At 69.0% G+C, this 24578-nt stretch carries 35 protein-coding genes; 32 read left to right on the top strand and 3 right to left on the bottom strand.

Annotation, left to right across the window (positions count from 1 at the left end; all coding sequences use genetic code 11):
• Window positions 1-12 precede the first annotated feature (12 nt).
• The 30 genes from rplV (at window position 13) to glmM (ending at window position 19269) form a co-directional block, all read left to right on the top strand.
• Window positions 13-360, top strand: coding sequence for a 50S ribosomal protein L22 (gene rplV, locus AB0R04_RS08735; RefSeq protein ID WP_030055822.1), 348 nt, complete (start codon window positions 13-15; stop codon window positions 358-360).
• Entirely contained in the window at window positions 360-1184 is an 825-nt protein-coding gene (rpsC, locus tag AB0R04_RS08730) for a 30S ribosomal protein S3 (protein ID WP_063348969.1), read from the top strand. Before rplV ends, rpsC begins: the two co-directional genes overlap by 1 nt.
• 5 nt (window positions 1185-1189) lie before the next feature.
• Window positions 1190-1609 carry a 50S ribosomal protein L16 gene (rplP, locus tag AB0R04_RS08725; RefSeq protein WP_030055824.1) on the top strand — a complete coding sequence of 140 codons (420 nt, stop codon included), beginning with the start codon at window positions 1190-1192 and terminating at the stop codon, window positions 1607-1609.
• Window positions 1609-1833, top strand: coding sequence for a 50S ribosomal protein L29 (gene rpmC / locus AB0R04_RS08720; protein WP_063348970.1), 225 nt, complete (start codon window positions 1609-1611; stop codon window positions 1831-1833). Before rplP ends, rpmC begins: the two co-directional genes overlap by 1 nt.
• Window positions 1833-2105 carry a 30S ribosomal protein S17 gene (rpsQ, locus tag AB0R04_RS08715; protein ID WP_030055826.1) on the top strand — a complete coding sequence of 91 codons (273 nt, stop codon included), beginning with the start codon at window positions 1833-1835 and terminating at the stop codon, window positions 2103-2105. Before rpmC ends, rpsQ begins: the two co-directional genes overlap by 1 nt.
• Window positions 2106-2207: 102 nt before the next feature.
• A complete protein-coding gene (rplN, locus tag AB0R04_RS08710; protein WP_030393301.1) occupies window positions 2208-2579 on the top strand; it encodes a 50S ribosomal protein L14 in 372 nt (123 codons plus the stop codon).
• Window positions 2580-2594: 15 nt separating this feature from the next.
• Window positions 2595-2906 (top strand): 50S ribosomal protein L24, encoded by a 312-nt coding sequence (gene rplX / locus AB0R04_RS08705; RefSeq protein WP_030055828.1) that lies wholly within the window; start codon window positions 2595-2597, stop codon window positions 2904-2906.
• Complete coding sequence (rplE, locus tag AB0R04_RS08700; protein ID WP_030393302.1) at window positions 2906-3475, top strand: 50S ribosomal protein L5; 570 nt, start codon at window positions 2906-2908, stop codon at window positions 3473-3475. Before rplX ends, rplE begins: the two co-directional genes overlap by 1 nt.
• Window positions 3476-3479: 4 nt before the next feature.
• Entirely contained in the window at window positions 3480-3665 is a 186-nt protein-coding gene (locus AB0R04_RS08695) for a type Z 30S ribosomal protein S14 (RefSeq protein ID WP_030393303.1), read from the top strand.
• A 269-nt stretch (window positions 3666-3934) separates the two neighbouring features.
• Window positions 3935-4342, top strand: coding sequence for a 30S ribosomal protein S8 (gene rpsH / locus AB0R04_RS08690; RefSeq protein WP_030055831.1), 408 nt, complete (start codon window positions 3935-3937; stop codon window positions 4340-4342).
• Between the two features lie 22 nt (window positions 4343-4364).
• The gene (rplF, locus tag AB0R04_RS08685; protein WP_063348971.1) at window positions 4365-4904 is read left to right on the top strand and encodes a 50S ribosomal protein L6; all 540 of its coding nucleotides are present in this window, start codon (window positions 4365-4367) and stop codon (window positions 4902-4904) included.
• Window positions 4905-4907: 3 nt separating this feature from the next.
• Window positions 4908-5291, top strand: coding sequence for a 50S ribosomal protein L18 (rplR, locus tag AB0R04_RS08680; RefSeq protein ID WP_030280785.1), 384 nt, complete (start codon window positions 4908-4910; stop codon window positions 5289-5291).
• Window positions 5292-5339: 48 nt separating this feature from the next.
• Complete coding sequence (rpsE, locus tag AB0R04_RS08675) at window positions 5340-5963, top strand: 30S ribosomal protein S5 (protein ID WP_030055834.1); 624 nt, start codon at window positions 5340-5342, stop codon at window positions 5961-5963.
• Window positions 5963-6145, top strand: coding sequence for a 50S ribosomal protein L30 (gene rpmD, locus AB0R04_RS08670; RefSeq protein WP_030251557.1), 183 nt, complete (start codon window positions 5963-5965; stop codon window positions 6143-6145). The genes rpsE and rpmD overlap by 1 nt, the downstream gene beginning before the upstream one ends.
• Complete coding sequence (gene rplO, locus AB0R04_RS08665) at window positions 6145-6600, top strand: 50S ribosomal protein L15 (RefSeq protein WP_363369408.1); 456 nt, start codon at window positions 6145-6147, stop codon at window positions 6598-6600. The genes rpmD and rplO overlap by 1 nt, the downstream gene beginning before the upstream one ends.
• Before the next feature lie 338 nt (window positions 6601-6938).
• Window positions 6939-8249, top strand: coding sequence for a preprotein translocase subunit SecY (gene secY / locus AB0R04_RS08660; RefSeq protein ID WP_063348973.1), 1311 nt, complete (start codon window positions 6939-6941; stop codon window positions 8247-8249).
• Entirely contained in the window at window positions 8249-8902 is a 654-nt protein-coding gene (locus AB0R04_RS08655) for an adenylate kinase (RefSeq protein ID WP_363369310.1), read from the top strand. The genes secY and AB0R04_RS08655 overlap by 1 nt, the downstream gene beginning before the upstream one ends.
• 108 nt (window positions 8903-9010) lie before the next feature.
• Entirely contained in the window at window positions 9011-9850 is an 840-nt protein-coding gene (gene map / locus AB0R04_RS08650; protein ID WP_063348975.1) for a type I methionyl aminopeptidase, read from the top strand.
• A 152-nt stretch (window positions 9851-10002) separates the two neighbouring features.
• Entirely contained in the window at window positions 10003-10428 is a 426-nt protein-coding gene (gene mscL, locus AB0R04_RS08645) for a large conductance mechanosensitive channel protein MscL (RefSeq protein ID WP_363369308.1), read from the top strand.
• A gap of 205 nt (window positions 10429-10633) precedes the next feature.
• Window positions 10634-10855 (top strand): translation initiation factor IF-1, encoded by a 222-nt coding sequence (infA, locus tag AB0R04_RS08640; protein ID WP_014047798.1) that lies wholly within the window; start codon window positions 10634-10636, stop codon window positions 10853-10855.
• Between the two features lie 32 nt (window positions 10856-10887).
• Complete coding sequence (gene rpmJ / locus AB0R04_RS08635; protein ID WP_003956441.1) at window positions 10888-11001, top strand: 50S ribosomal protein L36; 114 nt, start codon at window positions 10888-10890, stop codon at window positions 10999-11001.
• Between the two features lie 178 nt (window positions 11002-11179).
• Window positions 11180-11560, top strand: a complete 381-nt coding sequence (gene rpsM, locus AB0R04_RS08630) for a 30S ribosomal protein S13 (protein ID WP_363369306.1) — start codon at window positions 11180-11182, stop codon at window positions 11558-11560.
• A gap of 72 nt (window positions 11561-11632) precedes the next feature.
• A complete protein-coding gene (gene rpsK, locus AB0R04_RS08625) occupies window positions 11633-12040 on the top strand; it encodes a 30S ribosomal protein S11 (protein ID WP_030232513.1) in 408 nt (135 codons plus the stop codon).
• A 145-nt stretch (window positions 12041-12185) separates the two neighbouring features.
• Window positions 12186-13208 (top strand): DNA-directed RNA polymerase subunit alpha, encoded by a 1023-nt coding sequence (locus AB0R04_RS08620; RefSeq protein WP_030232516.1) that lies wholly within the window; start codon window positions 12186-12188, stop codon window positions 13206-13208.
• Window positions 13209-13335: 127 nt separating this feature from the next.
• Entirely contained in the window at window positions 13336-13809 is a 474-nt protein-coding gene (rplQ, locus tag AB0R04_RS08615; RefSeq protein ID WP_063348978.1) for a 50S ribosomal protein L17, read from the top strand.
• Window positions 13810-13885: 76 nt separating this feature from the next.
• The gene (gene truA, locus AB0R04_RS08610) at window positions 13886-14797 is read left to right on the top strand and encodes a tRNA pseudouridine(38-40) synthase TruA (protein ID WP_244293441.1); all 912 of its coding nucleotides are present in this window, start codon (window positions 13886-13888) and stop codon (window positions 14795-14797) included.
• A 41-nt stretch (window positions 14798-14838) separates the two neighbouring features.
• On the top strand, window positions 14839-16497 hold the full coding sequence (locus tag AB0R04_RS08605; protein WP_350877126.1) for an ATP-binding cassette domain-containing protein: 1659 nt from the start codon (window positions 14839-14841) through the stop codon (window positions 16495-16497).
• 234 nt (window positions 16498-16731) lie between these two features.
• A complete protein-coding gene (gene rplM, locus AB0R04_RS08600; RefSeq protein WP_063348980.1) occupies window positions 16732-17175 on the top strand; it encodes a 50S ribosomal protein L13 in 444 nt (147 codons plus the stop codon).
• 33 nt (window positions 17176-17208) lie between these two features.
• Window positions 17209-17739, top strand: a complete 531-nt coding sequence (gene rpsI / locus AB0R04_RS08595; RefSeq protein ID WP_107452914.1) for a 30S ribosomal protein S9 — start codon at window positions 17209-17211, stop codon at window positions 17737-17739.
• 165 nt (window positions 17740-17904) lie between these two features.
• Window positions 17905-19269, top strand: coding sequence for a phosphoglucosamine mutase (gene glmM, locus AB0R04_RS08590; protein WP_363369302.1), 1365 nt, complete (start codon window positions 17905-17907; stop codon window positions 19267-19269).
• A 57-nt stretch (window positions 19270-19326) separates the two neighbouring features.
• On the opposite strand, the gene coaA is transcribed toward glmM, so the two are convergent.
• Window positions 19327-20322, bottom strand: coding sequence for a type I pantothenate kinase (gene coaA, locus AB0R04_RS08585; RefSeq protein ID WP_063348983.1), 996 nt, complete (start codon window positions 20320-20322; stop codon window positions 19327-19329).
• A gap of 99 nt (window positions 20323-20421) precedes the next feature.
• Between coaA and glmS the strand changes: the two genes are divergently transcribed.
• Entirely contained in the window at window positions 20422-22278 is a 1857-nt protein-coding gene (glmS, locus tag AB0R04_RS08580) for a glutamine--fructose-6-phosphate transaminase (isomerizing) (RefSeq protein WP_363369300.1), read from the top strand.
• 31 nt (window positions 22279-22309) lie between these two features.
• Here glmS and AB0R04_RS08575 read toward each other — a convergent pair whose 3' ends face one another.
• Window positions 22310-22546, bottom strand: coding sequence for a Uma2 family endonuclease (locus tag AB0R04_RS08575; protein ID WP_363369406.1), 237 nt, complete (start codon window positions 22544-22546; stop codon window positions 22310-22312).
• Between the two features lie 21 nt (window positions 22547-22567).
• Complete coding sequence (locus AB0R04_RS08570) at window positions 22568-22834, bottom strand: hypothetical protein (RefSeq protein ID WP_363369298.1); 267 nt, start codon at window positions 22832-22834, stop codon at window positions 22568-22570.
• Between the two features lie 142 nt (window positions 22835-22976).
• Between AB0R04_RS08570 and AB0R04_RS08565 the strand changes: the two genes are divergently transcribed.
• Window positions 22977-24452, top strand: coding sequence for an NAD(P)H-hydrate dehydratase (locus AB0R04_RS08565; RefSeq protein ID WP_363369296.1), 1476 nt, complete (start codon window positions 22977-22979; stop codon window positions 24450-24452).
• Window positions 24453-24578: the final 126 nt, after the last annotated feature.

Below are 24578 nucleotides of genomic sequence, written 5' to 3'. Positions count from 1 at the left end.
AAGGGGACAACCATGGAAGCCAGGGCCCAGGCGCGGTACATCCGCGTCACGCCCATGAAGGCCCGCCGCGTGGTGGACCTCATCCGTGGCCTTCCGGCCACGGAGGCCCAGGCCGTCCTGCGTTTCGCTCCGCAGGCCGCCACCGTGCCCGTCGGCAAGGTGCTCGACAGCGCCATTGCCAACGCCGCGCACAACTACAACCACTCCAACGTGGACGACCTCGTCATCAGCGAGGCGTACGTTGACGAGGGCCCGACCCTGAAGCGGTTCCGTCCGCGTGCGCAGGGTCGTGCCTACCGGATCCGCAAGCGGACCAGCCACATCACCGTGGTCGTCAGCAGCAAGGAAGGGACCCGGTAATGGGCCAGAAGGTTAACCCGCACGGGTTCCGCCTCGGCATCAGCACGGACTTCAAGTCCCGCTGGTACGCCGACAAGCTGTACAAGGACTACGTCAAGGAAGACGTTGCCATTCGTCGCATGATGACGAAGGGCATGGAGCGCGCCGGCATCTCCAAGGTCGAGATCGAGCGCACCCGCGACCGCGTCCGCGTTGACATCCACACCGCTCGCCCCGGCATCGTCATCGGCCGCCGTGGCACCGAGGCCGACCGCATCCGCGGCGACCTCGAGAAGCTGACCGGCAAGCAGGTCCAGCTGAACATCCTCGAGGTCAAGAACCCCGAGCTGGACGCCCAGCTCGTGGCTCAGGGCGTCGCGGAGCAGCTGTCCTCCCGCGTCTCCTTCCGCCGTGCCATGCGCAAGTCGATGCAGGGCACCATGAAGTCCGGCGCCAAGGGCATCAAGGTCCAGTGCTCCGGTCGTCTCGGCGGCGCCGAGATGAGCCGTTCGGAGTTCTACCGCGAGGGCCGTGTGCCGCTGCACACCCTGCGCGCGAACGTCGACTACGGCTTCTTCGAGGCCAAGACGACCTTCGGCCGCATCGGTGTGAAGGTCTGGATCTACAAGGGCGACGTCAAGAACATCGCCGAGGTCCGCGCTGAGAACGCCGCTGCCCGCTCGGGTAACCGCCCGGCCCGTCCCGAGGGTGGTCGTCCCGCCCGCGGTGGCGAGCGCCGTGGTGGCGAGCGCGGTGGCCGCGGCCGTCGCCCCGCCGCGTCCGAGGCCCCTGCGGCCGCGGCCGCGGAGGCTCCGGCTGCCGAGAACACCGGAACGGAGGCCTGACCCCAATGCTGATCCCCCGTCGGGTCAAGCACCGCAAGCAGCACCACCCCAAGCGCCGTGGCGCTGCCAAGGGTGGCACCGAGCTCGCCTTCGGCGAGTACGGCATCCAGGCCGTCACCCCGGCCTACGTGACGAACCGGCAGATCGAGTCCGCTCGTATCGCCGTCACCCGTCACATCAAGCGTGGCGGCAAGGTCTGGATCAACATCTACCCGGACCGTCCGCTCACCAAGAAGCCGGCCGAGACCCGCATGGGTTCCGGTAAGGGTTCGCCCGAGTGGTGGATCGCGAACGTGCACCCGGGTCGGGTCATGTTCGAGCTGTCGTACCCCAACGAGAAGGTGGCTCGTGAGGCGCTGACCCGCGCAGCTCACAAGCTCCCGATGAAGTGCCGGATCATCCGGCGCGAGGCAGGTGAGAGCTGATGTCGGCCGGCACCAAGGCTGCTGACCTCCGCGAGCTGGACAACGAGGGTCTCGTTGCCAAGCTCCGTGAGGCCAAGGAGGAGCTGTTCAACCTCCGCTTCCAGGCGGCGACCGGGCAGCTCGACAACCACGGACGGCTCAAGCTCGTCCGTAAGGACATCGCGCGGATCTACACCCTGATGCGCGAGCGCGAGCTGGGCATCGAGACGGTGGAGAACGCCTGATGACTGAGAACACCAACGAGACGCGCGGTTTCCGCAAGACCCGTGAGGGTCTCGTCGTCAGCGACAAGATGGACAAGACCGTCGTCGTCGCCGTCGAGGACCGCGTCAAGCACGCTCTGTACGGCAAGGTCATCCGCCGTACGAACAAGCTGAAGGCGCACGACGAGGCGAACGCCTGCGGCATCGGCGACCGGGTCCTCCTCGCGGAGACCCGCCCGCTGTCCGCGACGAAGCGCTGGCGCGTCGTCGAGATCCTCGAGAAGGCCAAGTAACGAAGTTGATGCGGTACGGCCGTATGTGCACCAGGCCCCTCGCGGGCGCTGGTGTGAGCAGCGGCCGGCCCGTCAGCTCTCGTTGACGATCAGGAGAAAGCTGTGATCCAGCAGGAGTCGCGACTGCGAGTCGCCGACAACACGGGCGCGAAGGAAATCCTTTGCATCCGCGTTCTCGGTGGTTCCGGTCGCCGCTACGCCGGCATCGGGGACGTCATCGTCGCGACCGTCAAGGACGCGATCCCCGGCGGTTCGGTGAAGAAGGGTGACGTCGTCAAGTGCGTCGTCGTCCGTACCGTGAAGTCGCGTCGTCGTCCGGATGGCTCGTACATCCGCTTCGACGAGAACGCCGCGGTCGTTCTGAAGAACACCGATGGTGACCCCCGTGGTACCCGCATCTTCGGCCCGGTGGGCCGCGAGCTGCGTGACAAGAAGTTCATGAAGATCATCTCGCTTGCGCCGGAGGTGCTCTAACCCATGGCGAACAGCATGAAGATCAAGAAGGGTGACCTGGTTCAGGTCATCACCGGCAAGGACCGCGGCAAGCAGGGCAAGGTCATTCAGGCCATGCCCGCCGAGAACAAGGTCCTGGTCGAGGGTGTGAACCGGGTCAAGAAGCACACCAAGCCGGGCCCGGGCACTCAGGGTGGCATTGTCACCGTCGAGGCCCCGGTGCACGTCTCCAACGTCCAGCTGGTCGTGGAGAAGGACGGCAAGAAGGTCGTCACCCGCGTTGGCTACCGCTTCGATGACGAGGGCAACAAGATCCGCGTTGCCAAGCGAACCGGTGAGGACATCTGATGTCTGAGACGACTGTTGAGAAGGTGACCCCCCGTCTCAAGGAGCGTTACAACTCCGAGATCAAGGGTCAGCTGCAGGAGCAGTTCTCGTACGAGAACGTCATGCTGACGCCCGGCCTGGTCAAGGTCGTCGTCAACATGGGTGTCGGCGAGGCCGCCCGTGACAGCAAGCTGATCGAGGGCGCGATCCGCGACCTCACCGCCATCACCGGTCAGAAGCCGGCGGTGACGAAGGCTCGCAAGTCCATCGCGCAGTTCAAGCTGCGTGAGGGCCAGCCGATCGGCACCCACGTCACCCTCCGCGGTGACCGCATGTGGGAGTTCCTGGACCGTCTGGTGTCGCTGGCCCTGCCGCGTATCCGTGACTTCCGTGGCCTCTCCCCGAAGCAGTTCGACGGCCGTGGCAACTACACCTTCGGTCTGACCGAGCAGGTCATGTTCCACGAGATCGACCAGGACAAGGTCGACCGTCAGCGCGGTATGGACATCACCGTCGTGACCACCGCCCAGACCGACGACGAGGGCCGGGCGCTCCTGCGCGCTCTGGGCTTCCCGTTCAAGGAGGCGTAACCACATGGCGAAGAAGTCCCTCATCGCGAAGGCCGAGCGCAAGCCGAAGTTCGGCGTCCGGGCCTACACCCGGTGCCAGCGCTGCGGCCGTCCGCACTCGGTGTACCGCAAGTTCGGCCTCTGCCGTGTCTGCCTTCGTGAGATGGCGCACCGCGGCGAGCTGCCGGGCGTGACCAAGAGCTCCTGGTAGTCCAGGACCTCGCGGTAATGCCATAGCGAAGCAGGTGTGCCCGACCCCACAGCGCCCCTTTTTGGGGCTGCGTACGGAATCCCGTAGGGTAGTGAGGTCGGGCCCCCTGTCGCGGGAGCTCCATAGCTGCCGTCGACCCTCTTCGGAGGGCTCGCACCCAGTCTTACGACGCCGCAGGTCCCCTGCGTCTGTGCCCCTGCCGCACTCCTCGGAGTGCGGCAGGGGGACCTGGCGCGGAGAAACCACGGCGAGAGAGGCCTGAGGCCATCATGACCATGACCGACCCCATCGCAGACATGCTCACGCGTCTGCGTAACGCTAACTCGGCGTACCACGATTCCGTGGCGATGCCGGCCAGCAAGATCAAGGCGCACGTCGCCGAGATCCTGCAGCAGGAGGGGTACATCTCCTCCTACAAGGTTGAGGAGCCCGTTGAGGGCGAGGTCGGCAAGAAGCTGACCATCGAGCTCAAGTTCGGCCCCAACCGTGAGCGCTCGATCGCTGGCATCAAGCGGATCAGCAAGCCGGGCCTGCGGGTCTACGCAAAGTCCACCAACCTGCCGAAGGTGCTCGGCGGCCTGGGCGTGGCGATCATCTCCACGTCCTCGGGTCTCCTCACCGACAAGCAGGCCGCCAAGAAGGGCGTAGGCGGAGAAGTTCTCGCCTACGTCTGGTAATTCGGGAAACGGAGGTACAGCAATGTCGCGCATTGGACGGCTGCCCATCCAGGTCCCCGCTGGCGTGGACGTCACCATCGATGGCCGGGCGGTCTCGGTGAAGGGCCCCAAGGGCTCCCTCACCCACGTTGTCGCCGCGCCGATCGAGATCGGTAAGGGCGAGGACGGCACGCTGCTCGTCACCCGCCCCAACGACGAGCGTCTGTCGAAGGCCCTGCACGGCCTTTCCCGCACGCTGGTGGCGAACATGATCACCGGCGTGACCGCGGGCTACCGCAAGTCGCTGGAGATCAGCGGTGTCGGCTACCGAGTTCTGGCGAAGGGCTCCGACATGGAGTTCCAGCTGGGCTACAGCCACCCGATCCTGGTCGAGGCCCCTGAGGGCATTTCCTTCGTCGTCGAGTCGGCCACCAAGTTCCACGTGGACGGCATCGACAAGCAGAAGGTCGGCGAGGTCGCCGCGAAGATCCGCAAGCTGCGCAAGCCCGACCCGTACAAGGCCAAGGGCGTCAAGTACGCGGGCGAGGTCATCCGCCGCAAGGTCGGAAAGAGTGGTAAGTAAGCGATGAGCGTCTCTGTCAAGATCGGCAAGGGCAACGCCTACAAGAGCGCCGCTCGTAAGCGCCGCGCGATCCGCGTTCGCAAGCGCGTCGTCGGCACCGAGGTGCGTCCGCGCCTCGTCGTGACGCGCTCGAACCGTCACATGGTCGCCCAGGTCATCGACGACGCCAAGGGTCACACCCTGGCGTCGGCGTCCACCCTCGACGTGTCCATCAAGGGCGCCGAGGGCGACAAGACCGAGCTGGCCAAGAAGGTCGGGAGCCTGGTCGCCGAGCGCGCCAAGGCCGCCGGCATCGAGTCGGTCGTCTTCGACCGCGCGGGCAACCGGTACGCCGGCCGCATCGCCGCCCTGGCGGACGCGGCTCGCGAGGCCGGGCTCGACTTCTAAGCCGCTCGTCGACTCAGTCGACGGACGTAATCGAGAGAGGTAATTCCAATGGCTGGACCCCAGCGCCGCGGTAGCGGCGCCGGCGGTGGCACCGGCGGTGGCGAGCGGCGCGACCGTAAGCGTGACGACCGGGGCAACGCCCCCGCCGTCGAGAAGACCGCTTACGTCGAGCGCGTTGTCGCGATCAACCGTGTCGCCAAGGTTGTCAAGGGTGGTCGTCGTTTCAGCTTCACCGCGCTGGTCGTGGTGGGCGACGGTGACGGCACCGTGGGTGTCGGTTACGGGAAGGCGAAGGAGGTTCCGGCCGCCATCGCCAAGGGTGTTGAGGAGGCCAAGAAGAACTTCTTCAAGGTCCCCCGTATCCAGGGCACCATCCCGCACCCGATCCAGGGTGAGAAGGCCGCCGGCGTCGTGCTTCTGAAGCCCGCCGCCCCCGGTACCGGTGTTATCGCCGGTGGTCCGGTGCGCGCCGTCCTGGAGTGCGCCGGCATTCACGACATCCTGTCGAAGTCGCTCGGCTCGGACAACGCGATCAACATCGTGCACGCCACCGTGGCTGCTCTGAAGGGCCTCGTGCGCCCCGAGGAGATCGCCGCTCGTCGTGGCCTGCCGCTGGAGGACGTGGCTCCCGCTGCTCTGCTGCGGGCGCGTGCTGCAGGGGTGAGTGCCTGATGGCTCGCCTGAAGATCACGCAGACCAAGTCGTACATCGGCAGCAAGCAGAATCACCGTGACACCCTGCGTTCGCTTGGTCTCAAGCGCATGCACGACGTCGTGGTGAAGGAGGACCGTCCCGAGATCCGCGGGATGGCCCAAACGGTCCGTCACCTGGTGACGGTTGAGGAGGTGGACTGATCATGGGCGACAACCCGATCAAGATCCACAACCTGCGTCCCGCCCCGGGTGCCAAGACCGACAAGATCCGCGTGGGTCGTGGTGAGGCCTCCAAGGGTAAGACCGCCGGTCGTGGTACCAAGGGCACCAAGGCCCGCTACCAGGTTCCGCATCGCTTCGAGGGTGGCCAGATGCCGCTCCACATGCGCCTGCCGAAGCTGAAGGGTTTCAAGAACCCGTTCAAGATCACGTTCCAGGTCGTCAACCTCGACAAGCTGGCCGAGCTCTACCCGCAGGGTGGAGAGGTCACCGTCGAGGACCTGGTCGCCAAGGGCGCGGTTCGCAAGAACTCCCTCGTCAAGGTGCTCGGCACCGGCGAGATCTCGGTTGCGCTGCAGGTGACGGTCGACGCCGTCTCCGGCTCCGCCACCGAGAAGATCACCGCCGCCGGCGGTACCGTCACCGAGCTCGTCTGAGCCCGCTGACTTCCGTGCGAGCCCCGCACCTCCTTCGGGAGGTGCGGGGCTCGCGCGTTTCCCGGGCATCGCGTTTCCCGGGCATCGCGTTTTCCGGGCATTCCGTTGACGTGTCCTCGTTCTTTTGTGTGGCAAACCCGGGCATCCCGTACCCCGTGAGTGGGGGAGGGGCGGTACGCGCTTCTTCCGAGTGGCTGCGCACTGTTAGAGTCCGTGGAGTTCCCTTGTAGGCTGCGCGTAGGCTCGCCTGTGCCGTCTGTACGGGAGCCCGTACCGCCAAAACTCCCATTCAGGACCGACCCTCCCGCCGACGACGCGCGGGAGGCGCAGGAGGCACCGTGCTCAGTGCGTTCGCGCGGGCGTTCCAGACGCCCGACCTGCGCAAGAAGCTGCTGTTCACGCTGGGCATCATGGTGCTGTTCCGCCTGGGCTCACACATTCCGATCCCCGGCGTGAGCTTCACGGCCGTGAACGAGTGTGTGAAGGACACCAAGAACAACGGCCTCTTCGGGCTCGTCAACCTGTTCAGTGGTGGCGCGCTCCTCCAGCTGACGATCTTCGCGCTCGGCATCATGCCGTACATCACCGCGAGCATCATCCTCCAGCTCCTCACGGTCGTGATCCCGCGACTGGAAGCGCTGAAGAAGGAGGGCCAGGCCGGCCAGACGAAGATCACCCAGTACACCCGCTACCTGACCATCGCGCTCGCCGTGCTCCAGGGCACCGGCATCGTGGCGACGGCCTCCAGCGGCGCGCTGTTCTCCGGCTGCCCGGTGGGCAACCAGATCGTCCCGGACACGAGCGTGTTCCGGATCGCCGTCATGGTGATCACGATGACCGCCGGCACCACGGTGATCATGTGGCTGGGCGAGCTGATCACGGACCGCGGCATCGGCAACGGCATGTCGCTGCTGATCTTCACCTCGATCGCCGCGCAGTTCCCGTCCTCGATGTGGGCGATCAAGGGCTCCGGCACCATCGGTGGCGGCTGGGTCGAGTTCCTGTCCGTGGTCGCGGTCGGCATCATCGTTGTGATGCTGGTCATCTTCGTCGAGCAGGCCCAGCGCCGGATCCCGGTGCAGTACGCGAAGCGGATGATCGGCCGGCGGGCGTTCGGCGGCACGTCGACCTACATCCCGCTCAAGGTGAACCAGGCCGGTGTCATCCCGGTCATCTTCGCCTCGTCGCTGCTGTACATCCCGGCCCTGGTGGTCCAGCTGACCGGTAGCCAGTCGGGCTGGGCGGTGTGGGTCACCCAGCACTTCGTCAAGGGCGACCACCCGATCTACATGGCGACCTACTTCCTGCTGATCGTCTTCTTCGCCTTCTTCTACGTCGCGATCTCCTTCAACCCCGAAGAAGTTGCCGACAATATGAAGAAGTATGGTGGCTTCATCCCGGGCATCCGGGCCGGCCGACCGACGGCCGAGTACCTGAACTACGTGCTGACCCGAATCACGTGGCCGGGTTCGCTCTACCTGGGCCTGATCGCGTTGATCCCGATGATCGCCCTGGTCGCCTTCGGACAGCAGACCAACTTCCCGTTCGGCGGCACCAGCGTGCTCATCGTCGTCGGCGTCGGACTCGAAACTGTGAAGCAGATCGAGAGCCAGCTCCAGCAGCGCAATTACGAAGGGTTCCTCCGCTGATGCGTATCGTCCTCGTTGGTCCTCCCGGGGCCGGGAAGGGTACTCAGGCGCACCTGCTCGCCAAGACCCTGTCCATTCCCCACATCTCCACCGGCGACCTGTTCCGCGCCAACATCGGTCAGGGCACCCCGCTGGGGCTCGAGGCCAAGAGCTACATGGACGCGGGCCGCCTGGTGCCGGATGAGGTCACCATCGGGATGGCCAAGGACCGCATGCTCCAGGAGGACGCCGCGGGCGGCTTCCTGCTCGACGGCTTCCCCCGCAACCTCGGCCAGGCCAAGGCGCTCGACGAGTTCCTCGTCGAGCAGGGGATCAAGCTGGACGGCGTGCTGGACCTGGAGGTCCCCGAGGACGAGGTCGTCCGCCGGATCGCCGGCCGCCGCCTGTGCCGCAACGACGGGGGCCACGTCTTCCACGTGGACTACAACCCGCCGAAGGCCGAGGGCGTCTGCGACGAGTGCGGCGGCGAGCTGTACCAGCGCTCGGACGACACCGAGGACAAGGTGCGCACCCGGCTGGAGGTCTACCACACGGAGACCGAGCCGATCATCGACTACTACGTCCAGCAGGGCCTGGTGGCGACCATCTCGGCCCTCGGCAAGGTGGACGAGGTCACCCGGCGCGCGATCGAGGCGCTGAAGCAGGACAACTGAGTTTCCCGGCGACGCCGTACGGCCGCGCTCCCCGATCCCGGGCGGCGCGGCCGTACGGCGTCGTACGGTGGTAGGCAGTGGCAAACAGAACGTGGAAGGCGTGACCAGATGGTGGAGATCAAGACCCCCGAGCAGATCGCGAAGATGCGAGCGGCCGGGCTGGTCGTCGCCGAGGCGCTGAAGGCCTGCCGGGAGGCGGTCGCCCCGGGGGTGACCACCCAGGAGCTCAACGACATCGCGGACAAGGTCATCACCGACCACGGTGCGACCTCCAACTTCCGTGCCGACCACGGCGGTCTGTGGTTCCCCGGGGTGATCTGCGCCTCGGTGAACAACGAGGTCGTGCACGGCATCCCCGGTGACCGGGTGCTCCAGGAGGGCGACGTCATCTCGATCGACTGCGGCGCCATCCTGGACGGCTGGCACGGCGACGCGGCGATCACCGTGGCGGTCGGCGAGGTCCGCCCCGAGGTCGAGATGCTGAGCCGGGTGACCGAGGGCTCGATGTGGGCCGGCATCGCCCAGATGAAGAAGAACAACCGCCTGGTCGACGTCTCCAAGGCGATCGAGGGCTTCATCCGCCGCCAGCCGCTGCCCCCCAAGGGCAAGTGGGGCATCACCGAGGGCTACGGCGGCCACGGCATCGGCACCGCGATGCACATGGAGCCGCACGTGCTGAACTACGTCGAGCGCGGCCGCGGCAAGGGCCCGAAGCTGATCCCCGGCACCGTGCTGGCGATCGAGCCGATGGTCTCGTTGGGCACCCCGCACACCGCCGTGCTGGAGGACGACTGGACGGTCGTCACCAACGACGGCACCTGGGCCTCGCACTGGGAGCACTCGGTGGCCGTCACCGAGCAGGGCCCGCTGGTCCTGACGGCCTTCGACGGCGGCAAGGCGGAGCTCGCGAAGCTGGGCATCACCGCCGCCCCGGACCCGCTCGGTTAGTCTCACGACGGTCGGCTGAGCGGCCAACTTCCGCTGCTGACAAGGGATCAGGGCCCTGGGGGTTTGGACCTCCAGGGCTTTTGTCCTATTTTTATCGGCTGGCAGTGGCTTCAGTAGCGGCTTCAGCAGCTTCGATCGATCGGGAGAGTGCAGTGTTCAAGGGATTCCGCGACTTCATGATGCGCGGCAACGTGGTCGACATGGCGGTCGGTGTCGTCATCGGCGCCGCGTTCACCGGCGTGGTGACCGGCTTCGTGTCGGCCTTCCTCACCCCGCTGGTCGGCGTCGTGGTCGGCGCGGCCGGCGACTTCAGCTCGTACAAGGCGACGGTGGCCGGGGTCACCTTCCCGTACGGCCAGTTCCTCAACGTGCTGATCGCCTTCGTGATGACCGCGGCGGTGCTGTACTTCTGCGTCGTGCTGCCGGTCACCAAGGCGACCGCGCGCTACCTGCCGAAGAAGGCGAAGACCCCCAAGCGGCCCTGCCCCGAGTGCCTGACCGAGATCCCCGAGGCCGCCCGCCGCTGCGCGGCCTGCACCGCCCACGTCGAGCCGCTGAAGGTCACCGCCGGGTTCTGACCCGCCGGGACCAGCCGGAACGTCACGATGGCTGCCTTCGGGGGATCTCGTTTTGGCCCACCGGACACGCTGGCGTAGGATGGACCGTCGGCTCACTCGTAGCGTGCTTCAGCACGCCCTCTTCCCTTCGGGGGCGGGGTGAACCCAGGTTCGCACGAGCGTGCCGCATACGGTAGCCGGTCCCGGAAGGTGGATCTCGCAGTTCATGGCTAAGAAGCAAGGCGCCATTGAGATCGAGGGCACCGTGATCGAGTCTCTTCCGAACGCGATGTTCAGGGTCGAGCTGCAGAACGGTCACAAGGTCCTCGCGCACATCAGTGGCAAGATGCGCATGCACTACATCCGCATCCTGCCGGACGACCGGGTCGTCGTGGAGCTCAGCCCCTACGACCTCACGCGCGGGCGGATCGTCTACCGCTACAAGTAAGAACGTCAGATCTAGACCCGGAGAACCTGAACATGAAGGTCAAGCCGAGCGTCAAGAAGATCTGCGACAAGTGCAAGGTGATCCGCCGCCACGGCCGGGTCATGGTGATCTGCGACAACCTGCGCCACAAGCAGCGCCAGGGCTGATCTCTCCCCAGCATTTCTCGTAGTACTTCGCGCGACGCGAAAACGTCATAAGTGGGCTACCCGATCCGTCCCAGTGAAGGGACGGACTGCCGCCCCCGGTCAGAGGCCGGGGCTCCATCGTCGAGAGGCGAAGGAGTAGGTAGCACGCAAGACCTCTGAAGAAATACAGGAGCCTTGAATGGCACGCCTCGCCGGCGTTGATCTCCCCCGTGAGAAGCGGATCGAGATCGCCCTTACCTACGTGTACGGCATCGGCCGTACCCGCGCCCAGCAGACCCTGGCCGAGACCGGTGTCAACCCGGATGTCCGCGTTCGCGACATCTCCGAGGAAGACCTCGTCAAGCTGGGTCAGTACCTCGACGCCAACTACACGGTCGAGGGTGACCTCCGCCGTGAGGTGGCCGCCGACATCCGCCGCAAGGTCGAGATCGGCTGCTACGAGGGTCTGCGTCACCGCCGCGGCCTGCCGGTCCGCGGTCAGCGCACCCACACCAACGCGCGTACCCGCAAGGGCCCGCGTCGCGCGATCGCCGGTAAGAAGAAGCCGGGCAAGAAGTAGTCCGTCCCGTAACCGGACATCCCTCCGGCCCGCGGGTCAGCGGACCGACCACCTCAGTAGGAGAACAGACTTATGCCCCCCAAGGGTCGTCAGGCTGCCGGCGCGAAGAAGATCCGCCGCAAGGAAAAGAAGAACGTCGCTCACGGCCACGCGCACATCAAGAGCACGTTCAACAACACCATCGTTTCGATCACCGACCCCGCGGGCAACGTGATCTCCTGGGCCTCCGCCGGTCACGTCGGCTTCAAGGGCTCGCGCAAGTCCACCCCGTTCGCCGCGCAGATGGCCGCCGAGGCCGCTGCCCGTCGCGCGCAGGAGCACGGCATGCGCAAGGTTGACGTCTTCGTCAAGGGTCCGGGCTCCGGCCGCGAGACCGCGATCCGCTCGCTCCAGGCCACCGGCCTGGAGGTCGGCTCGATCCAGGACGTCACCCCCACCCCGCACAACGGCTGCCGTCCGCCGAAGCGCCGCCGCGTCTGACGCAGCGCCTTCGGGCTCGCAGTACCTGCTTTGAACCTTCGTACGGGGTCCCACGCGGTGATTCGTCGCTGTTCGCGGGACCCCGTACGCTTGGTCCTGTCGGCATCAAATAGTGGGTGCCGAAGACAACTGGAGGAATCCCCCCATGCTTATCGCTCAGCGCCCCTCGCTGACCGAAGAGGTCGTCGACGAGTTCCGCTCGCGGTTCGTGATCGAGCCGCTGGAGCCGGGCTTCGGCTACACCCTCGGCAACTCCCTGCGCCGCACGCTCCTGTCGTCGATCCCGGGTGCCGCTGTCACCAGCATCCGCGTCGACGGCGTCCTGCACGAGTTCACCACCGTGCCGGGCGTCAAGGAGGACGTGACCGACCTCATCCTCAACATCAAGCAGCTGGTCGTCTCCTCGGAGCACGACGAGCCGGTCGTGATGTACCTGCGCAAGCAGGGCCCGGGTGTCGTCACCGCCGCCGACATCGCCCCGCCGGCGGGTGTCGAGGTGCACAACCCGGAGCTGGTCCTCGCCACGCTGAACGGCAAGGGCAAGCTGGAGATGGAGCTGACCGTCGAGCGCGGTCGCGGCTACGTCTCCGCCGTCCAGAACAAGGCCTCCGGCCAGGAGATCGGCCGCATCCCGGTCGACTCGATCTACAGCCCCGTGCTGAAGGTCACCTACAAGGTCGAGGCCACCCGTGTCGAGCAGCGGACCGACTTCGACAAGCTGATCGTCGACGTCGAGACCAAGCCCGCCATGCGTCCGCGTGACGCCATGGCCTCGGCCGGCAAGACCCTGGTGGAGCTGTTCGGTCTCGCCCGCGAGCTGAACATCGACGCCGAGGGCATCGACATGGGCCCGTCCCCGACGGACGCCGCCCTGGCCGCCGATCTGGCGCTGCCGATCGAGGAGCTGGAGCTCACCGTCCGCTCCTACAACTGCCTCAAGCGCGAGGGCATCCACACCGTGGGTGAGCTCGTCGCCCGCTCCGAGGCCGACCTGCTCGACATCCGCAACTTCGGTGCGAAGTCGATCGACGAGGTCAAGGCGAAGCTGGCCGGCATGGGCCTGGCCCTCAAGGACAGCCCGCCCGGGTTCGACCCGACCGCCGCCGCCGACGCCTTCGGCGCCGACGACCTGGACGACGCGGGTTACGCCGAGACCGAGCAGTACTAAGAGATTTGGCCGCGGGGGCGGTTCCACCGAACCGCCCCCGTCGTCGTGAAAGTCGTCCGGGCAACAGTGCCCGGACGCCCGCTGCGGTACCTGATACGGCCGTAGTCGGAGATTCAAGGAGTCATCCATGCCGCGTCCCACCAAGGGTGCCCGCCTCGGCGGCGGCCCGCACCACGAGCCGCTGCTGCTCGCCGGTCTGTGCCGGGAGCTGTTCCAGTACGGCCGCATCACCACGACCGAGGCCAAGGCCCGTCGGATGCGCCCGCTGGCGGAGAAGCTGATCACCAAGGCGAAGAAGGGCGACATCCACAACCGTCGCCTGGTGCGCAAGACGATCACCGACATCGCCGTGCTGCACACCCTCTTCACCGAGATCGCGCCGCGCTACGAGAACCGCCCGGGTGGTTACACCCGTATCACCAAGATCGGTCCCCGTCGTGGCGACAACGCCCCGATGGCCGTGATCGAGCTGGTCGAGGCGCTGACCGTCGCGCAGACCGCCGTCGGCGAGGCCGAGGGCGCCACCAAGCGCGCCGTCAAGGAGGCCGACGCCAAGGTCGAGGCCAAGGCCGACGAGGCCGTCGAGGCCGAGCAGGCCTGACACCGCTAGGTGTGGTCGCGGGCCCGCTCTCCCATCCGTGGGGGAGCGGGCCCGTTCCTTCTGTCTGGAGTGGATTGTGGTCAACGATTGCGCCGAGCAGCCGCCGGTGAAGGACGGCCCGGCCGACGGGTGCGTCCGGGTCCGGCTCGATCTCGCCTACCAGGGCGCCGAGTTCTCCGGCTGGGCCCGCCAGCGCGGCGGCCGCCGGACGGTCCAGGAGGAGATCGAGAGCGCGCTGCAGATCGTCACCCGCAGCCCCGAGCTGTTCCCGCTGACCGTGGCCGGGCGCACCGACGCCGGGGTGCACGCCCGCGGCCAGGTCGCGCACGTCGACCTGCCGGCCGAGCTGTGGGAGGCGCACCGCGAGAAGCTGATGCGCCGACTGGCCGGCCGGCTGCCCGGGGACATCCGGATCTACCGGGTCGGCGAGGCGCCGGCCGGGTTCGACGCCCGCTTCTCGGCGATCTGGCGCCGCTACGCCTACCGGGTCGCCGACCACCCCGGCGGGGTCGACCCGCTGCTGCGCGGGCACGTGCTCTGGCACGACCGCCCGCTGGACGTCGACCGGATGAACGAGGCCGCGAAGCTGCTGCTCGGCGAGCACGACTTCGCCGCGTACTGCAAGAAGCGCGAGGGCGCCACCACCATCCGCACCCTGCTGGAGCTGCACTGGGACCGCGTCCCGGTGGACTCCTACGCCGCCCAGGAGGGCTCGCTGGCGGTCGCCACCGTCCGCGCCGACGCGTTCTGCCACAACATGGTCCGGGCGCTGGTCGGGGCGATGCTGCTGGTCGGCGACGGGCACCGGCCGGTGGAGTTCCCCGGCGAGGTGCTGGCCGGCGGGGTCCGCAACTCGGCCGTCAACGTGATCCGGCCGTACGGGCTCACCCTGGAGGAAGTCGGCTACCCGCCGGACGACCAGCTCGCCGAGCGGAACCGCCAGGCCAGGCGGCTGCGCACACTGCCCGGTCAGCCGCCCGTCGGGTAATCCGTTTGGGCCGGGCGCGTCGGCTTGGGACAATCGTCCGCATGGGACACGTCGAGATTTCGCACCTGGAGTACTACCTGCCGGACGGGCGGGTGCTGTTCGACGACGCGTCCTTCCGGGTCGGCGAGGGCGCCGCAGTCGCCCTGGTCGGCGCCAACGGGGCCGGCAAGACCACCCTGCTGCGGATGATCGCGGGGGACCTCCAGCCGCACGGCGGCACGGTGACGATCAGCGGCGGGCTCGGCGTGATGCGCCAGTTCGTCGGCACCACCGGCCGCGAGGACGAGCGGGCCACCCCGGGCGCGCTGGCCCCGGACGCCTCCGTCCGCGACCTGCTGGTGTCCGTCGCCCCCGAGCGGATCGCCGTCGCCGCCCGCGCGGTGGACGCCGCCGAGCTGGCGATGATCGCGCAGGACGACGAGAAGACCCAGATGGCCTACGCCCAGGCGCTCTCCGACTGGGCCGACGTCGGCGGCTACGACTACGAGACCGACTGGGACGTCTGCACCATGGCGGCCCTCGGGATGCCCTTCGACAAGGCCCAGTGGCGCGGCCTGAACACCCTCTCGGGCGGTGAGCAGAAGCGGCTCGTCCTGGAGGCGCTGCTGCGCGGCCCCGAAGAGGTGCTGCTGCTCGACGAGCCCGACAACTACCTGGACGTCCCGGGCAAGCGCTGGCTGGAGGAGGCCCTCAAGGCCACCTCGAAGACCGTCCTGTTCATCTCGCACGACCGCGAGTTGCTCTCCGAGGCCGCCGACAAGATCATCGCCGTCGAGTCCGGCGCGGCCGGGAGCAGCGTCTGGGTGCACGGCGGCGGCTTCGACAGCTTCCACGAGGCCCGCAAGGACCGCTTCGCGCGCTTCGAGGAGCTGGGCCGGCGCTGGGACGAGGAACACGCCAAGCTCAAGAAGCTGGTCGTCACCCTGCGCCAGGCGGCCTCCGTCAGCCACGCGCTCGCCACCCGCTACGCCGCCGCCCAGACCCGGCTGAAGAAGTTCGAGGAGGCCGGCCGCCCGGAGGAGCCCCCGCGCGAGCAGAGCATCACCATGCGGCTCAAGGGCGGGCGTACCGGCGTGCGCTCCTTCACCGTGGAGCAGCTGGAGCTCACCGGCCTGATGAAGCCCTTCGACCTGGAGGTGTTCTACGGCGAGCGGGTCGCCGTGCTCGGCTCCAACGGCTCCGGCAAGTCGCACTTCCTGCGGCTGCTGGCGGGCGACGAGAGCGTCGCGCACACCGGCACCTGGAAGCTCGGCGCCCGGGTCGTCCCCGGCCACTTCCGGCAGACCCACGCCCACCCGGAGCTGTTCGGCCGGACGGTGCGCTCGATCGTCGAGGAGGAGCACGCGCTCAGCCGCAGCGCCGCGATGGGCGCGCTGCGCCGCTACGAGCTGGACCGGCAGGAGGAGCAGAAGTTCGAGTCGCTGTCCGGTGGGCAGCAGGCCCGGCTGATGATCCTCAAGCTCGAACTCTCCGGCGTGACGGCCCTGTTGCTCGACGAGCCGACCGACAACCTGGACCTGGACAGTGCCGAGGCGCTGCAGGCCGGGCTGGAGGCCTTCGACGGCACCGTGCTGTGCGTCACCCACGACCGCTGGTTCGCCAAGACCTTCGACCGCTACCTGGTGTTCGGCGCCGACGGCCGGGTCTACGAGTCGCCCGAGCCGGTCTGGGACGTCAGCCGGGTGGAGCGCGAACGCTGAGTGACGGCGGGGGTGGGGGAAGCCGATTTTTGACCCCCACCCGCCCGCCCGGTAACCTGGACGCTTGATGTGCGTATTGGCTCGCTCTATCTCACGTGAGAGGTCGGTACGCCGGAGACATCAGGTTCGACGACCAGCGGTCCCCCTTGAATTGCGTCCAAGGTTGACCAGGCTGCTCTGCCGTCCCAGGTGCTCCTGTCAGGACTCACTCACTGAAAAGCGAAGGCTACGACCGTGCGTACGTACAGCCCCAAGCCCGGCGACGTCCAGCGTCAGTGGCACGTCATCGACGCGAACGACGTCGTGCTCGGCCGCCTGGCTTCCCAGGCCGCCAACCTCCTCCGGGGTAAGCACAAGGCGATCTACGCGCCGCACGTTGACACTGGTGACTTCGTCATCATCATCAACGCCGACAAGGTGCACCTGTCCGGTAACAAGAAGACCCAGAAGCTGGCCTACCGCCACTCTGGCTTCCCGGGTGGTCTGCGGTCGGTGCGCTACGACGACCTGCTGGCGAACAACCCGGAGAAGGCCGTCGAGAAGGCCATCAAGGGCATGATCCCCAAGAACAGCCTGGGCCGCCAGATGCTCTCGAAGCTGAAGGTCTACTCGGGCGACCAGCACCCGCACGCTGCCCAGCAGCCGGTGCCGTTCGAGATCACCCAGGTCGCGCAGTAATTCGGCCACCAAGCCCCCCAACACTGAAAAGAGCTGAGGAACACCGTGGCCGAGACCACTGAAACCACCGAGACCCTTGAGGTCGACTTCGACGAGGCCGTTGAGGCTGTCGAGGGCGAGTACACCTCCGAGGGCGAGTACACCTCCGAGTCGCTGGCCGGCCGCTTCGGCGAGGCCATCCCGGGCGCCGGCCTCGGCCGTCGCAAGGAGGCGATCGCCCGCGTGCGCATCGTCCCCGGCACCGGCCAGTGGAAGATCAACGGTCGCACCCTGGAGAACTACTTCCCCAACAAGGTGCACCAGCAGACCGTGAACGAGCCCTTCAAGCTCCTCGAGCTTGACGGCCGTTACGACGTCGTCGCCCGCATCTCCGGTGGCGGCGTCTCCGGCCAGGCCTACGCGCTGCGCCTCGGCGTGGCCCGTGCCCTGAACGAGGCCGACGTGGACAACAACCGCGGCGCGCTGAAGAAGGCCGGCTTCCTGACCCGTGACGCCCGCGCCGTCGAGCGCAAGAAGGCCGGTCTCAAGAAGGCCCGCAAGGCGCCGCAGTACAGCAAGCGCTAATCGCGCCCCTGGGGGTGCGGCCCGCCCTGGCGGCGCACCCCCTGGTTGCGCGAACCGTCGCCCCGGAGTACCACGTGTACTCCGGGGCGACGTGTTCCCCGGCTATCGTGCGGCGGCCGGGTGCCATCGGTTGGGTTCCGAGCAGTGGTGATGGAGGACGGGACAGTGGGACGACTCTTCGGTACGGACGGCGTGCGCGGGGTGGCCAACGTGGGCCTGACGGCCGAGCTCGCGCTCGGGCTGTCGGTCGCGGCGGCCCATGTGCTCGGCGAGGCCGGCGCCTTCGAGGGCCACCGGCCGGTCGCGGTGGTCGGCCGGGACCCGCGTGCCTCGGGCGAGTTCCTGGAGGCCGCTGTCATCGCCGGCCTGGCGAGCGCCGGCGTCGACGTGCTCCGGGTCGGCGTGCTGCCGACCCCGGCCGTGGCGTACCTCACCGGCGCGCTCGGCGCCGACTTCGGCGTGATGCTCTCCGCCAGCCACAACGCGATGCCCGACAACGGCATCAAGTTCCTCGCCCGCGGCGGCCACAAGCTGGACGACCGCATCGAGGACGCGATCGAGACCCACTACCGCACGCACACGCTCGGCAGCGAGGACTGGAACCGGCCGACCGGCGCCGCCGTCGGCCGGGTGCGCGAGTACACCGAGGGCTTCGACAAGTACGTCGCCCACCTGATCGGCGTGCTGCCCAACCGCCTCGACGGCATCAAGGTCGTCATCGACGGCGCCCACGGCGCGGCCGCCTACGTCGCCCCCGAGGCCTTCGCCCGGGCCGGCGCCGAGGTCGTCCACACCCTGGGGGCGGAGCCCACCGGCCTCAACATCAACGACGGCGTCGGCTCCACCCACCTGGACCGGCTGCAGGCCGCCATGACGGAGTACCGCGCCGACCTCGGCATCGCCCTCGACGGCGACGCCGACCGCTGCCTGGCCGCCGACGCCGACGGCAACGAGGTGGACGGCGACCAGATCATCGCCATCCTGGCCGTCGCCATGAAGGACGCCGGCACCCTGCGCCGCAACACCGCGGTGGCCACCGTGATGTCCAACCTCGGCTTCAAGCTGGCGATGGAGCGCGAGGGCGTCGACCTGGTGGAGACCGCCGTCGGCGACCGCTACGTGCTGGAGGCGATGAAGGAGCACGGCTTCGCGCTGGGCGGCGAGCAGTCCGGCCACGTCATCCTGCTCGACCACGCCACCACCGGCGACGGCACCCTGACCGGCCTCATGCTGGGCGCCCGACTGGCCAGCACCAAGCAGCCGCTGGCCGACCTGGCCGCCGTGATGACCCGTCTGCCGCAGCAGCTGATCAACGTCAAGGGCGTCGACAAGAGCCGGGTGAACACCAGCGTCGAGCTGGCCGCCGCGGTCGCCGAGGCCGAGGCCGAACTGGGCTCCACCGGCCGGGTGCTGCTGCGCTCGTCCGGCACCGAGCCGCTGGTCCGGGTCATGGTCGAGGCCGCCGACCCGGTGCAGGCCGAGTCCGTCGCGCAGCGGCTCGCCGAGGCCGTGCGGACGCACCTGGGCTGAGCCCGGCACGACGGAAGGGGCCCCGCCGCCGGCGGGGCCCCTTCCGTCGCATCGGTGTCAGAGCTTGCGCAGCAGCGCCCGGCGGACCTTGTGGTCCGCCCCCTTCTGGAGGATCAGGGTGGCCCGGCCGCGGGTCGGCAGCACGTTCTCCAGCAGGTTCGGCTTGTTGATGGTGCGCCAGACCTGCCGGCCGTACTCCATCGCCTCCTCCTCCGGCACCTCGGTGAAGCGGCGGAAGTAGGAGTTCGGGTCCTGGAAGGCGGTCTGCCGCAGCTTGCGGAAGCGGTCCAGGTACCAGTGCTCGATGTCGTCGGTGCGGGCGTCGACGTAGATCGAGAAGTCGAAGTAGTCGGCCACCGCCAGCCGGGTGCGCCCGTCGCTGCCGGGCAGGGCCGGCTGGAGCACGTTCAGGCCCTCGACGATCAGGATGTCCGGGCGCTCCACGGTGAGCCGCTCGCCCTGCACGATGTCGTACACCAGGTGCGAGTACACCGGCGCGGTGACCCGCTCCTTGCCCGCCTTCACGTCCGCGACGAAGCGCATCAGCGCCCGTCGGTCGTACGACTCCGGGAAGCCCTTGCGGGCCATCAGGCCCCGGCGGCGCAGCTCGGCGTTGGGCAGCAGGAAGCCGTCCGTGGTCACCAGCTCGACCCGCGGATGCTCGGGCCAGCGGGCGAGCAGGGCCTGGAGCAGGCGGGCCGTCGTCGACTTGCCGACCGCGACCGAGCCGGCCACCCCGATGATGAACGGGGTGCGGGTGCGCTCGGTGTCCGGCGTGTCCAGGAAGGTGCCCAGCGTGCCGCGCAGCTCGTGCGTGGCGTGGATGTACAGGTTCAGCAGCCGGGACAGCGGCAGGTAGACGTCGCGGACCTCGTCCAGGTCGAGGGCGGTACCGAGGCCGCGTAGCCGTTCCACCTCCTCGGCGGTCAGCGGCAGCGGCGTACGCTCGCGCAGTGCGCTCCACTCGGCCCGACTGAGGTCCACGTAGGGGGACGGCGACGGGCCGGGCGTGGCGGCGCCCCGCGTACAGAGTTCGGTCAGCACATGCTCCATTGTGAGCCGTGGCGGCGTTCACCGTGGTTGTGGTGTCGGTCACGCACTGTTCGCGGGAATCGGGAAAAGGGCCCCAGAACCGCCCTTATGCTGGCACGCATGTGCGGAATTGTTGGATACGTGGGCGCGCAGTCCGCCCTCGACGTAGTAATCGCAGGCCTGCAGCGACTGGAGTACCGGGGCTACGACTCGGCCGGTGTCGCGGTGCAGGCGCAGGACTCCGACGGGCAGTGGAGTCTGGTCACCGACAAGCGGGCCGGCAAGCTCGCCAACCTGGAGAAGTCGCTCGCCGAGACCCCTCTGCCCGGCGGCACCACCGGCATCGGCCACACCCGCTGGGCCACCCACGGCGGCCCGACGGACGCCAACGCCCACCCCCACCTGGACGACCACCTCCGGGTGGCCGTGGTGCACAACGGCATCATCGAGAACTTCGCCCAGCTGCGGGCCGAGATCGCCGAGCGCGGCCACACCCTCCGCTCCGAGACCGACACCGAGGTCGTCGCCCACCTGCTCGGCGAGGCCTACGACGGCGACCTCGCGGAGGCCATGCGCGTGGTCTGCCGCCGCCTCGACGGCGCCTTCACCCTCGTCGCCGTGCACGCCGACGCGCCGGACGTGGTCGTCGGCGCCCGCCGCAACTCGCCGCTGGTGGTCGGGCGCGGCGAGGGCGAGAACTTCCTCGCCTCCGACGTCTCCGCGTTCATCGCGCACACCCGCGAGGCCGTCGAGCTGGGTCAGGACCAGGTCGTCGAGCTGCGCCGGGACGGCGTCACGGTGACCAACTTCGACGGCACCCCGGCCGACGTGCGCGAGTACCACGTCGACTGGGACGCCTCGGCCGCCGAGAAGGGCGGCTACGACTACTTCATGCTCAAGGAGATCGCCGAGCAGCCGAAGGCCGTCGCCGACACCCTCCTCGGCCGGATCGGCACCGACGGCCGGCTCATCCTCGACGAGCTGCGCATCTCCGACGCCGACCTGCGCTCGGTCGACAAGGTCGTCATCGTCGCCTGCGGCACCGCCTTCCACGCCGGCATGATCGCCAAGTACGCGATCGAGCACTGGACCCGCATCCCCTGCGAGGTCGAGGTCGCCTCCGAGTTCCGCTACCGCGACCCGATCATGGGCCCGGGCACGCTGGTCATCGCCATCTCCCAGTCCGGCGAGACCATGGACACCCTGATGGCCCTGCGGCACGCCCGGGAGCAGGGCGCCAAGGTGCTGGCGATCTGCAACACCAACGGCTCCACCATCCCGCGCGAGTCGGACGCGGTGCTCTACACCCACGCCGGCCCCGAGGTCGCCGTCGCCTCCACCAAGGCGTTCCTGACCCAGCTGGTCGCCTGCTACCTGGTCGCCCTCTACCTGGGCCAGGTGCGCGGCACCAAGTGGGGCGACGAGATCCTCGCCGTCATCAAGGAGCTCGGCGACGCGCCCAAGCAGGTCGAGCAGGTCCTGGAGACCATGGAGCCGGTGCGCGAGCTGGCCCGCTCGCTCGCCGACGCGCGCTCGGTGCTGTTCCTCGGCCGTCACGTCGGCTTCCCGGTGGCCCTGGAGGGCGCGCTCAAGCTCAAGGAGCTGGCGTACATGCACGCCGAGGGCTTCGCGGCGGGCGAGCTCAAGCACGGCCCGATCGCGCTGATCGAGGAGGGGCTGCCGGTCGTCGTGGTCGTCCCCTCGCCGCGCGGGCGGTCGATCCTGCACGACAAGATCGTCTCCAACATCCAGGAGATCCGGGCCCGTGGCGCCCGCACCATCGTGATCGCGGAGGAGGGCGACGAGGCGGTCGTCCCGTACGCGGACCACCTGATCCGCATCCCGGTCACCCCGACCCTGCTCCAGCCGCTGGTCTCCACCGTGCCGCTCCAGGTCTTCGCGTGCGAGCTGGCGACGGCCAAGGGCCACGAGGTCGACCAGCCGCGCAACCTGGCCAAGTCGGTCACCGTCGAGTAGTACGGCGTGGTGCCCCTGCGGTGGCTGTGCCCTACCGCAGGGGCGCCGTGTCGAGCGTGAAGGAGAAGGGGGCGGGCAGGTCGATGTTCCCGCCGAACTTGACCTTGGTGAGAACGGAGTAATCGCCGTTCTCGGGCGAGGTGAAGAGCGTGACCCACTTCTCGCTGCGGTCGACCAGCAGGTAGCACGGGACATCTGCAGCGGCGTAGCCCAGGCGCTTCGGCTCGCGGTCCCTGCGCGGATCGGTCCCGGTGATTTCGAAGACCAGAAGGACCCCTTCTGCTGAGGATCAGGGCTCGGCGTCCTTGAAATGGCCGACTGGGCTCACGGTGCCGTCGGGAATGAAACGGCCGTGGGGTGTTGTCAGTCCCTTGTCCCCCGATAGGTCCAGATCGATCGCGGCCTTGTCCGTGAAGTGCTGGCTGAGCAGCGAGAACGCGGCTTCGTGGCCGCCGTCCGGCGGCGGCGTCAGCACGATCTCTCCATCGAGTTCAATGAGTTCGGCCCTGAAACCCTGCGGCGTTTTCAGTTCCAGGAACACCTGAAGAATCTCCACGGGCGGCACACTATGCGCGCGGACCGGCACCGGTGGGGGATCGAAGTGGTTGTCACTCGAAAGTGTCCCGCAGCTCGGCCTGCCGTGGGGCGGTGGCGCGGGCTAGCGTCGGCGGTACGTCGACTGCTGAAGGAGCCCTCGCATGCGTCATGCCCATCGGGTGGAAGTCGTCCGGGCCGCCGAGGCCGCGCTGATGGCGCGGCTGCCGGAGGGGATGCTGATGCAGCGGGCGGCCGCCGGGCTGGCGGCGACCTGTGCCCGGCTGCTGGCGGGGCGTCGGGGGCGGGTGTACGGCAGTCGGGTGGTGGTGCTGGCCGGCAGCGGGGACAACGGGGGTGACGCCCTGTACGCCGGGGCGGCGCTGGCCCGGCGGGGCGCGCGGGTGACGGCGGTGCTGCTCGCGCCGGAGCGTGCGCACGCGGGCGGGCTGGCCGCGCTGCGGGCTTCCGGCGGGCGGGTGGTGCTGGATCAGGAAGTCGGCCTGGCCGATTTCTCGCGCGCCGACCTGGTGCTGGACGGCATCGTCGGCATCGGCGGCCGGGGCGGGCTGCGGGACGGGGCCCTGCCGTACGCGCGGGCCGGGCGGCGCGGGGTCGTGGTGGCCGTGGACCTGCCCAGCGGGGTCGACGCCGATACCGGCGAGGTGCCGGGCGAGGCGCTGCGCGCGGACGTCACGGTCTGCTTCGGCACGTACAAGCCGGGCTTGCTGGTCGACCCGGGAGCCTCCTACGCGGGCGCCGTCCAACTGGTCGGGATCGGACTGGAGCCGCCCGCGCCGGAGGTGACGGCCCTGCAGCACGCGGACGTGGCGGCGCTGCTGCCGCTGCCGGGCGTCGAGAGCGACAAGTACCGGCGGGGCGTGGTCGGGGTGGCGGCCGGTTCGGCGACGTACCCGGGCGCGGCGCTGCTGGCGGTCGCCGGGGCGCTGCACGGCGGTGCGGGCGCCGTCCGGTACGTCGGCACGGCGGCCGAGGAGGTGGTGCGGCGCTTCCCGGAGGTGCTGGTCACCGAGGGCGGGCCGGCCGGGGCCGGGCGGGTGCAGGCCTGGGTGGTCGGGCCGGGCGGCGGCGAGGGGGCGCGGCAGGCGCTGGCCGAGGCACTGTCGAGCGACGTCCCGGTCCTGGTGGACGCGGACGGGCTGACCGAGCTGGCCCGGCTCGGCCCGGACGCGCTGGCCGGCCGGACGGCCCCCACCCTGCTCACCCCGCACACCGGCGAGGCCGCCCGGCTGCTCGCGGGCGCCGACGGCGCCGCGCCGCCGCCCGCCGACTCGCTGGCCGCCGCCCGGCTGGCCACCGCCCGCCGGCTGGCGGCCGCCTACCGGGCGACGGTCCTGCTCAAGGGCTCCACCACGGTGATCGCCGACCCGGGCGGCGCCGTCCGGGTCAACCCGACCGGCACGTCCTGGCTGGCCACCGCAGGCAGCGGCGACGTCCTGGCCGGCCTGGCGGGCTCCCTGCTGGCGGCCGGCCTGGCGCCGCTGGACGCCGCGTCGGTCGGCGCCTACCTGCACGGCCTGGCGGGCCGCCACGCGGCGGGCGACCCGGGCGCGCCGGTGACGGCGCCGGCGGTGGCGCAGGCGCTGCCTGCGGTGTGGCGGGCGGTGCGGGAGGCGTAGGCCCGGGGGCGTGCGGTGCGGCCGGGGCGGGCGGTGCGGAACCGATCGGTCCTCCGTGCGCGTCCGGAACAGGGTGACGAGCGGTGCGCCGCAGGTCGGCGCGGTGCCGGGGGCCCTGGCACCGGC

Origin of the sequence: Kitasatospora sp. NPDC056731, from assembly GCF_040687675.1 — a bacterium.
GTDB lineage: Bacteria > Actinomycetota > Actinomycetes > Streptomycetales > Streptomycetaceae > Kitasatospora.
This window is presented reverse-complemented; position numbering and strand designations above follow the sequence as displayed.

Bases quoted from the DNA above. Each gene is read 5' to 3' on its own strand.
- rpsQ (WP_030055826.1), top strand. From the start codon at position 1,833: ATGACTGAGAACACCAACGAGACGCGCGGTTTCCGCAAGACCCGTGAG.
- rplE (WP_030393302.1), top strand. From the start codon at position 2,906: ATGTCTGAGACGACTGTTGAGAAGGTGACCCCCCGTCTCAAGGAGCGT.
- AB0R04_RS08695 (WP_030393303.1), top strand. From the start codon at position 3,480: ATGGCGAAGAAGTCCCTCATCGCGAAGGCCGAGCGCAAGCCGAAGTTC.
- AB0R04_RS08565 (WP_363369296.1), top strand. From the start codon at position 22,977: ATGCGTCATGCCCATCGGGTGGAAGTCGTCCGGGCCGCCGAGGCCGCG.
- AB0R04_RS08605 (WP_350877126.1), top strand. From the start codon at position 14,839: ATGGGACACGTCGAGATTTCGCACCTGGAGTACTACCTGCCGGACGGG.
- rpsK (WP_030232513.1), top strand. From the start codon at position 11,633: ATGCCCCCCAAGGGTCGTCAGGCTGCCGGCGCGAAGAAGATCCGCCGC.
- AB0R04_RS08655 (WP_363369310.1), top strand. From the start codon at position 8,249: ATGCGTATCGTCCTCGTTGGTCCTCCCGGGGCCGGGAAGGGTACTCAG.
- rpmC (WP_063348970.1), top strand. From the start codon at position 1,609: ATGTCGGCCGGCACCAAGGCTGCTGACCTCCGCGAGCTGGACAACGAG.
- rplF (WP_063348971.1), top strand. From the start codon at position 4,365: ATGTCGCGCATTGGACGGCTGCCCATCCAGGTCCCCGCTGGCGTGGAC.
- rpsH (WP_030055831.1), top strand. From the start codon at position 3,935: ATGACCATGACCGACCCCATCGCAGACATGCTCACGCGTCTGCGTAAC.
- rplQ (WP_063348978.1), top strand. From the start codon at position 13,336: ATGCCGCGTCCCACCAAGGGTGCCCGCCTCGGCGGCGGCCCGCACCAC.
- glmS (WP_363369300.1), top strand. From the start codon at position 20,422: ATGTGCGGAATTGTTGGATACGTGGGCGCGCAGTCCGCCCTCGACGTA.
- infA (WP_014047798.1), top strand. From the start codon at position 10,634: ATGGCTAAGAAGCAAGGCGCCATTGAGATCGAGGGCACCGTGATCGAG.
- rplX (WP_030055828.1), top strand. From the start codon at position 2,595: ATGAAGATCAAGAAGGGTGACCTGGTTCAGGTCATCACCGGCAAGGAC.
- map (WP_063348975.1), top strand. From the start codon at position 9,011: ATGGTGGAGATCAAGACCCCCGAGCAGATCGCGAAGATGCGAGCGGCC.
- rplP (WP_030055824.1), top strand. From the start codon at position 1,190: ATGCTGATCCCCCGTCGGGTCAAGCACCGCAAGCAGCACCACCCCAAG.
- rpmD (WP_030251557.1), top strand. From the start codon at position 5,963: ATGGCTCGCCTGAAGATCACGCAGACCAAGTCGTACATCGGCAGCAAG.
- rplV (WP_030055822.1), top strand. From the start codon at position 13: ATGGAAGCCAGGGCCCAGGCGCGGTACATCCGCGTCACGCCCATGAAG.
- coaA (WP_063348983.1), bottom strand. From the start codon at position 20,322: ATGGAGCATGTGCTGACCGAACTCTGTACGCGGGGCGCCGCCACGCCC.
- rpsE (WP_030055834.1), top strand. From the start codon at position 5,340: ATGGCTGGACCCCAGCGCCGCGGTAGCGGCGCCGGCGGTGGCACCGGC.
- AB0R04_RS08620 (WP_030232516.1), top strand. From the start codon at position 12,186: ATGCTTATCGCTCAGCGCCCCTCGCTGACCGAAGAGGTCGTCGACGAG.
- rplR (WP_030280785.1), top strand. From the start codon at position 4,908: ATGAGCGTCTCTGTCAAGATCGGCAAGGGCAACGCCTACAAGAGCGCC.
- rpmJ (WP_003956441.1), top strand. From the start codon at position 10,888: ATGAAGGTCAAGCCGAGCGTCAAGAAGATCTGCGACAAGTGCAAGGTG.
- rpsC (WP_063348969.1), top strand. From the start codon at position 360: ATGGGCCAGAAGGTTAACCCGCACGGGTTCCGCCTCGGCATCAGCACG.
- rpsM (WP_363369306.1), top strand. From the start codon at position 11,180: ATGGCACGCCTCGCCGGCGTTGATCTCCCCCGTGAGAAGCGGATCGAG.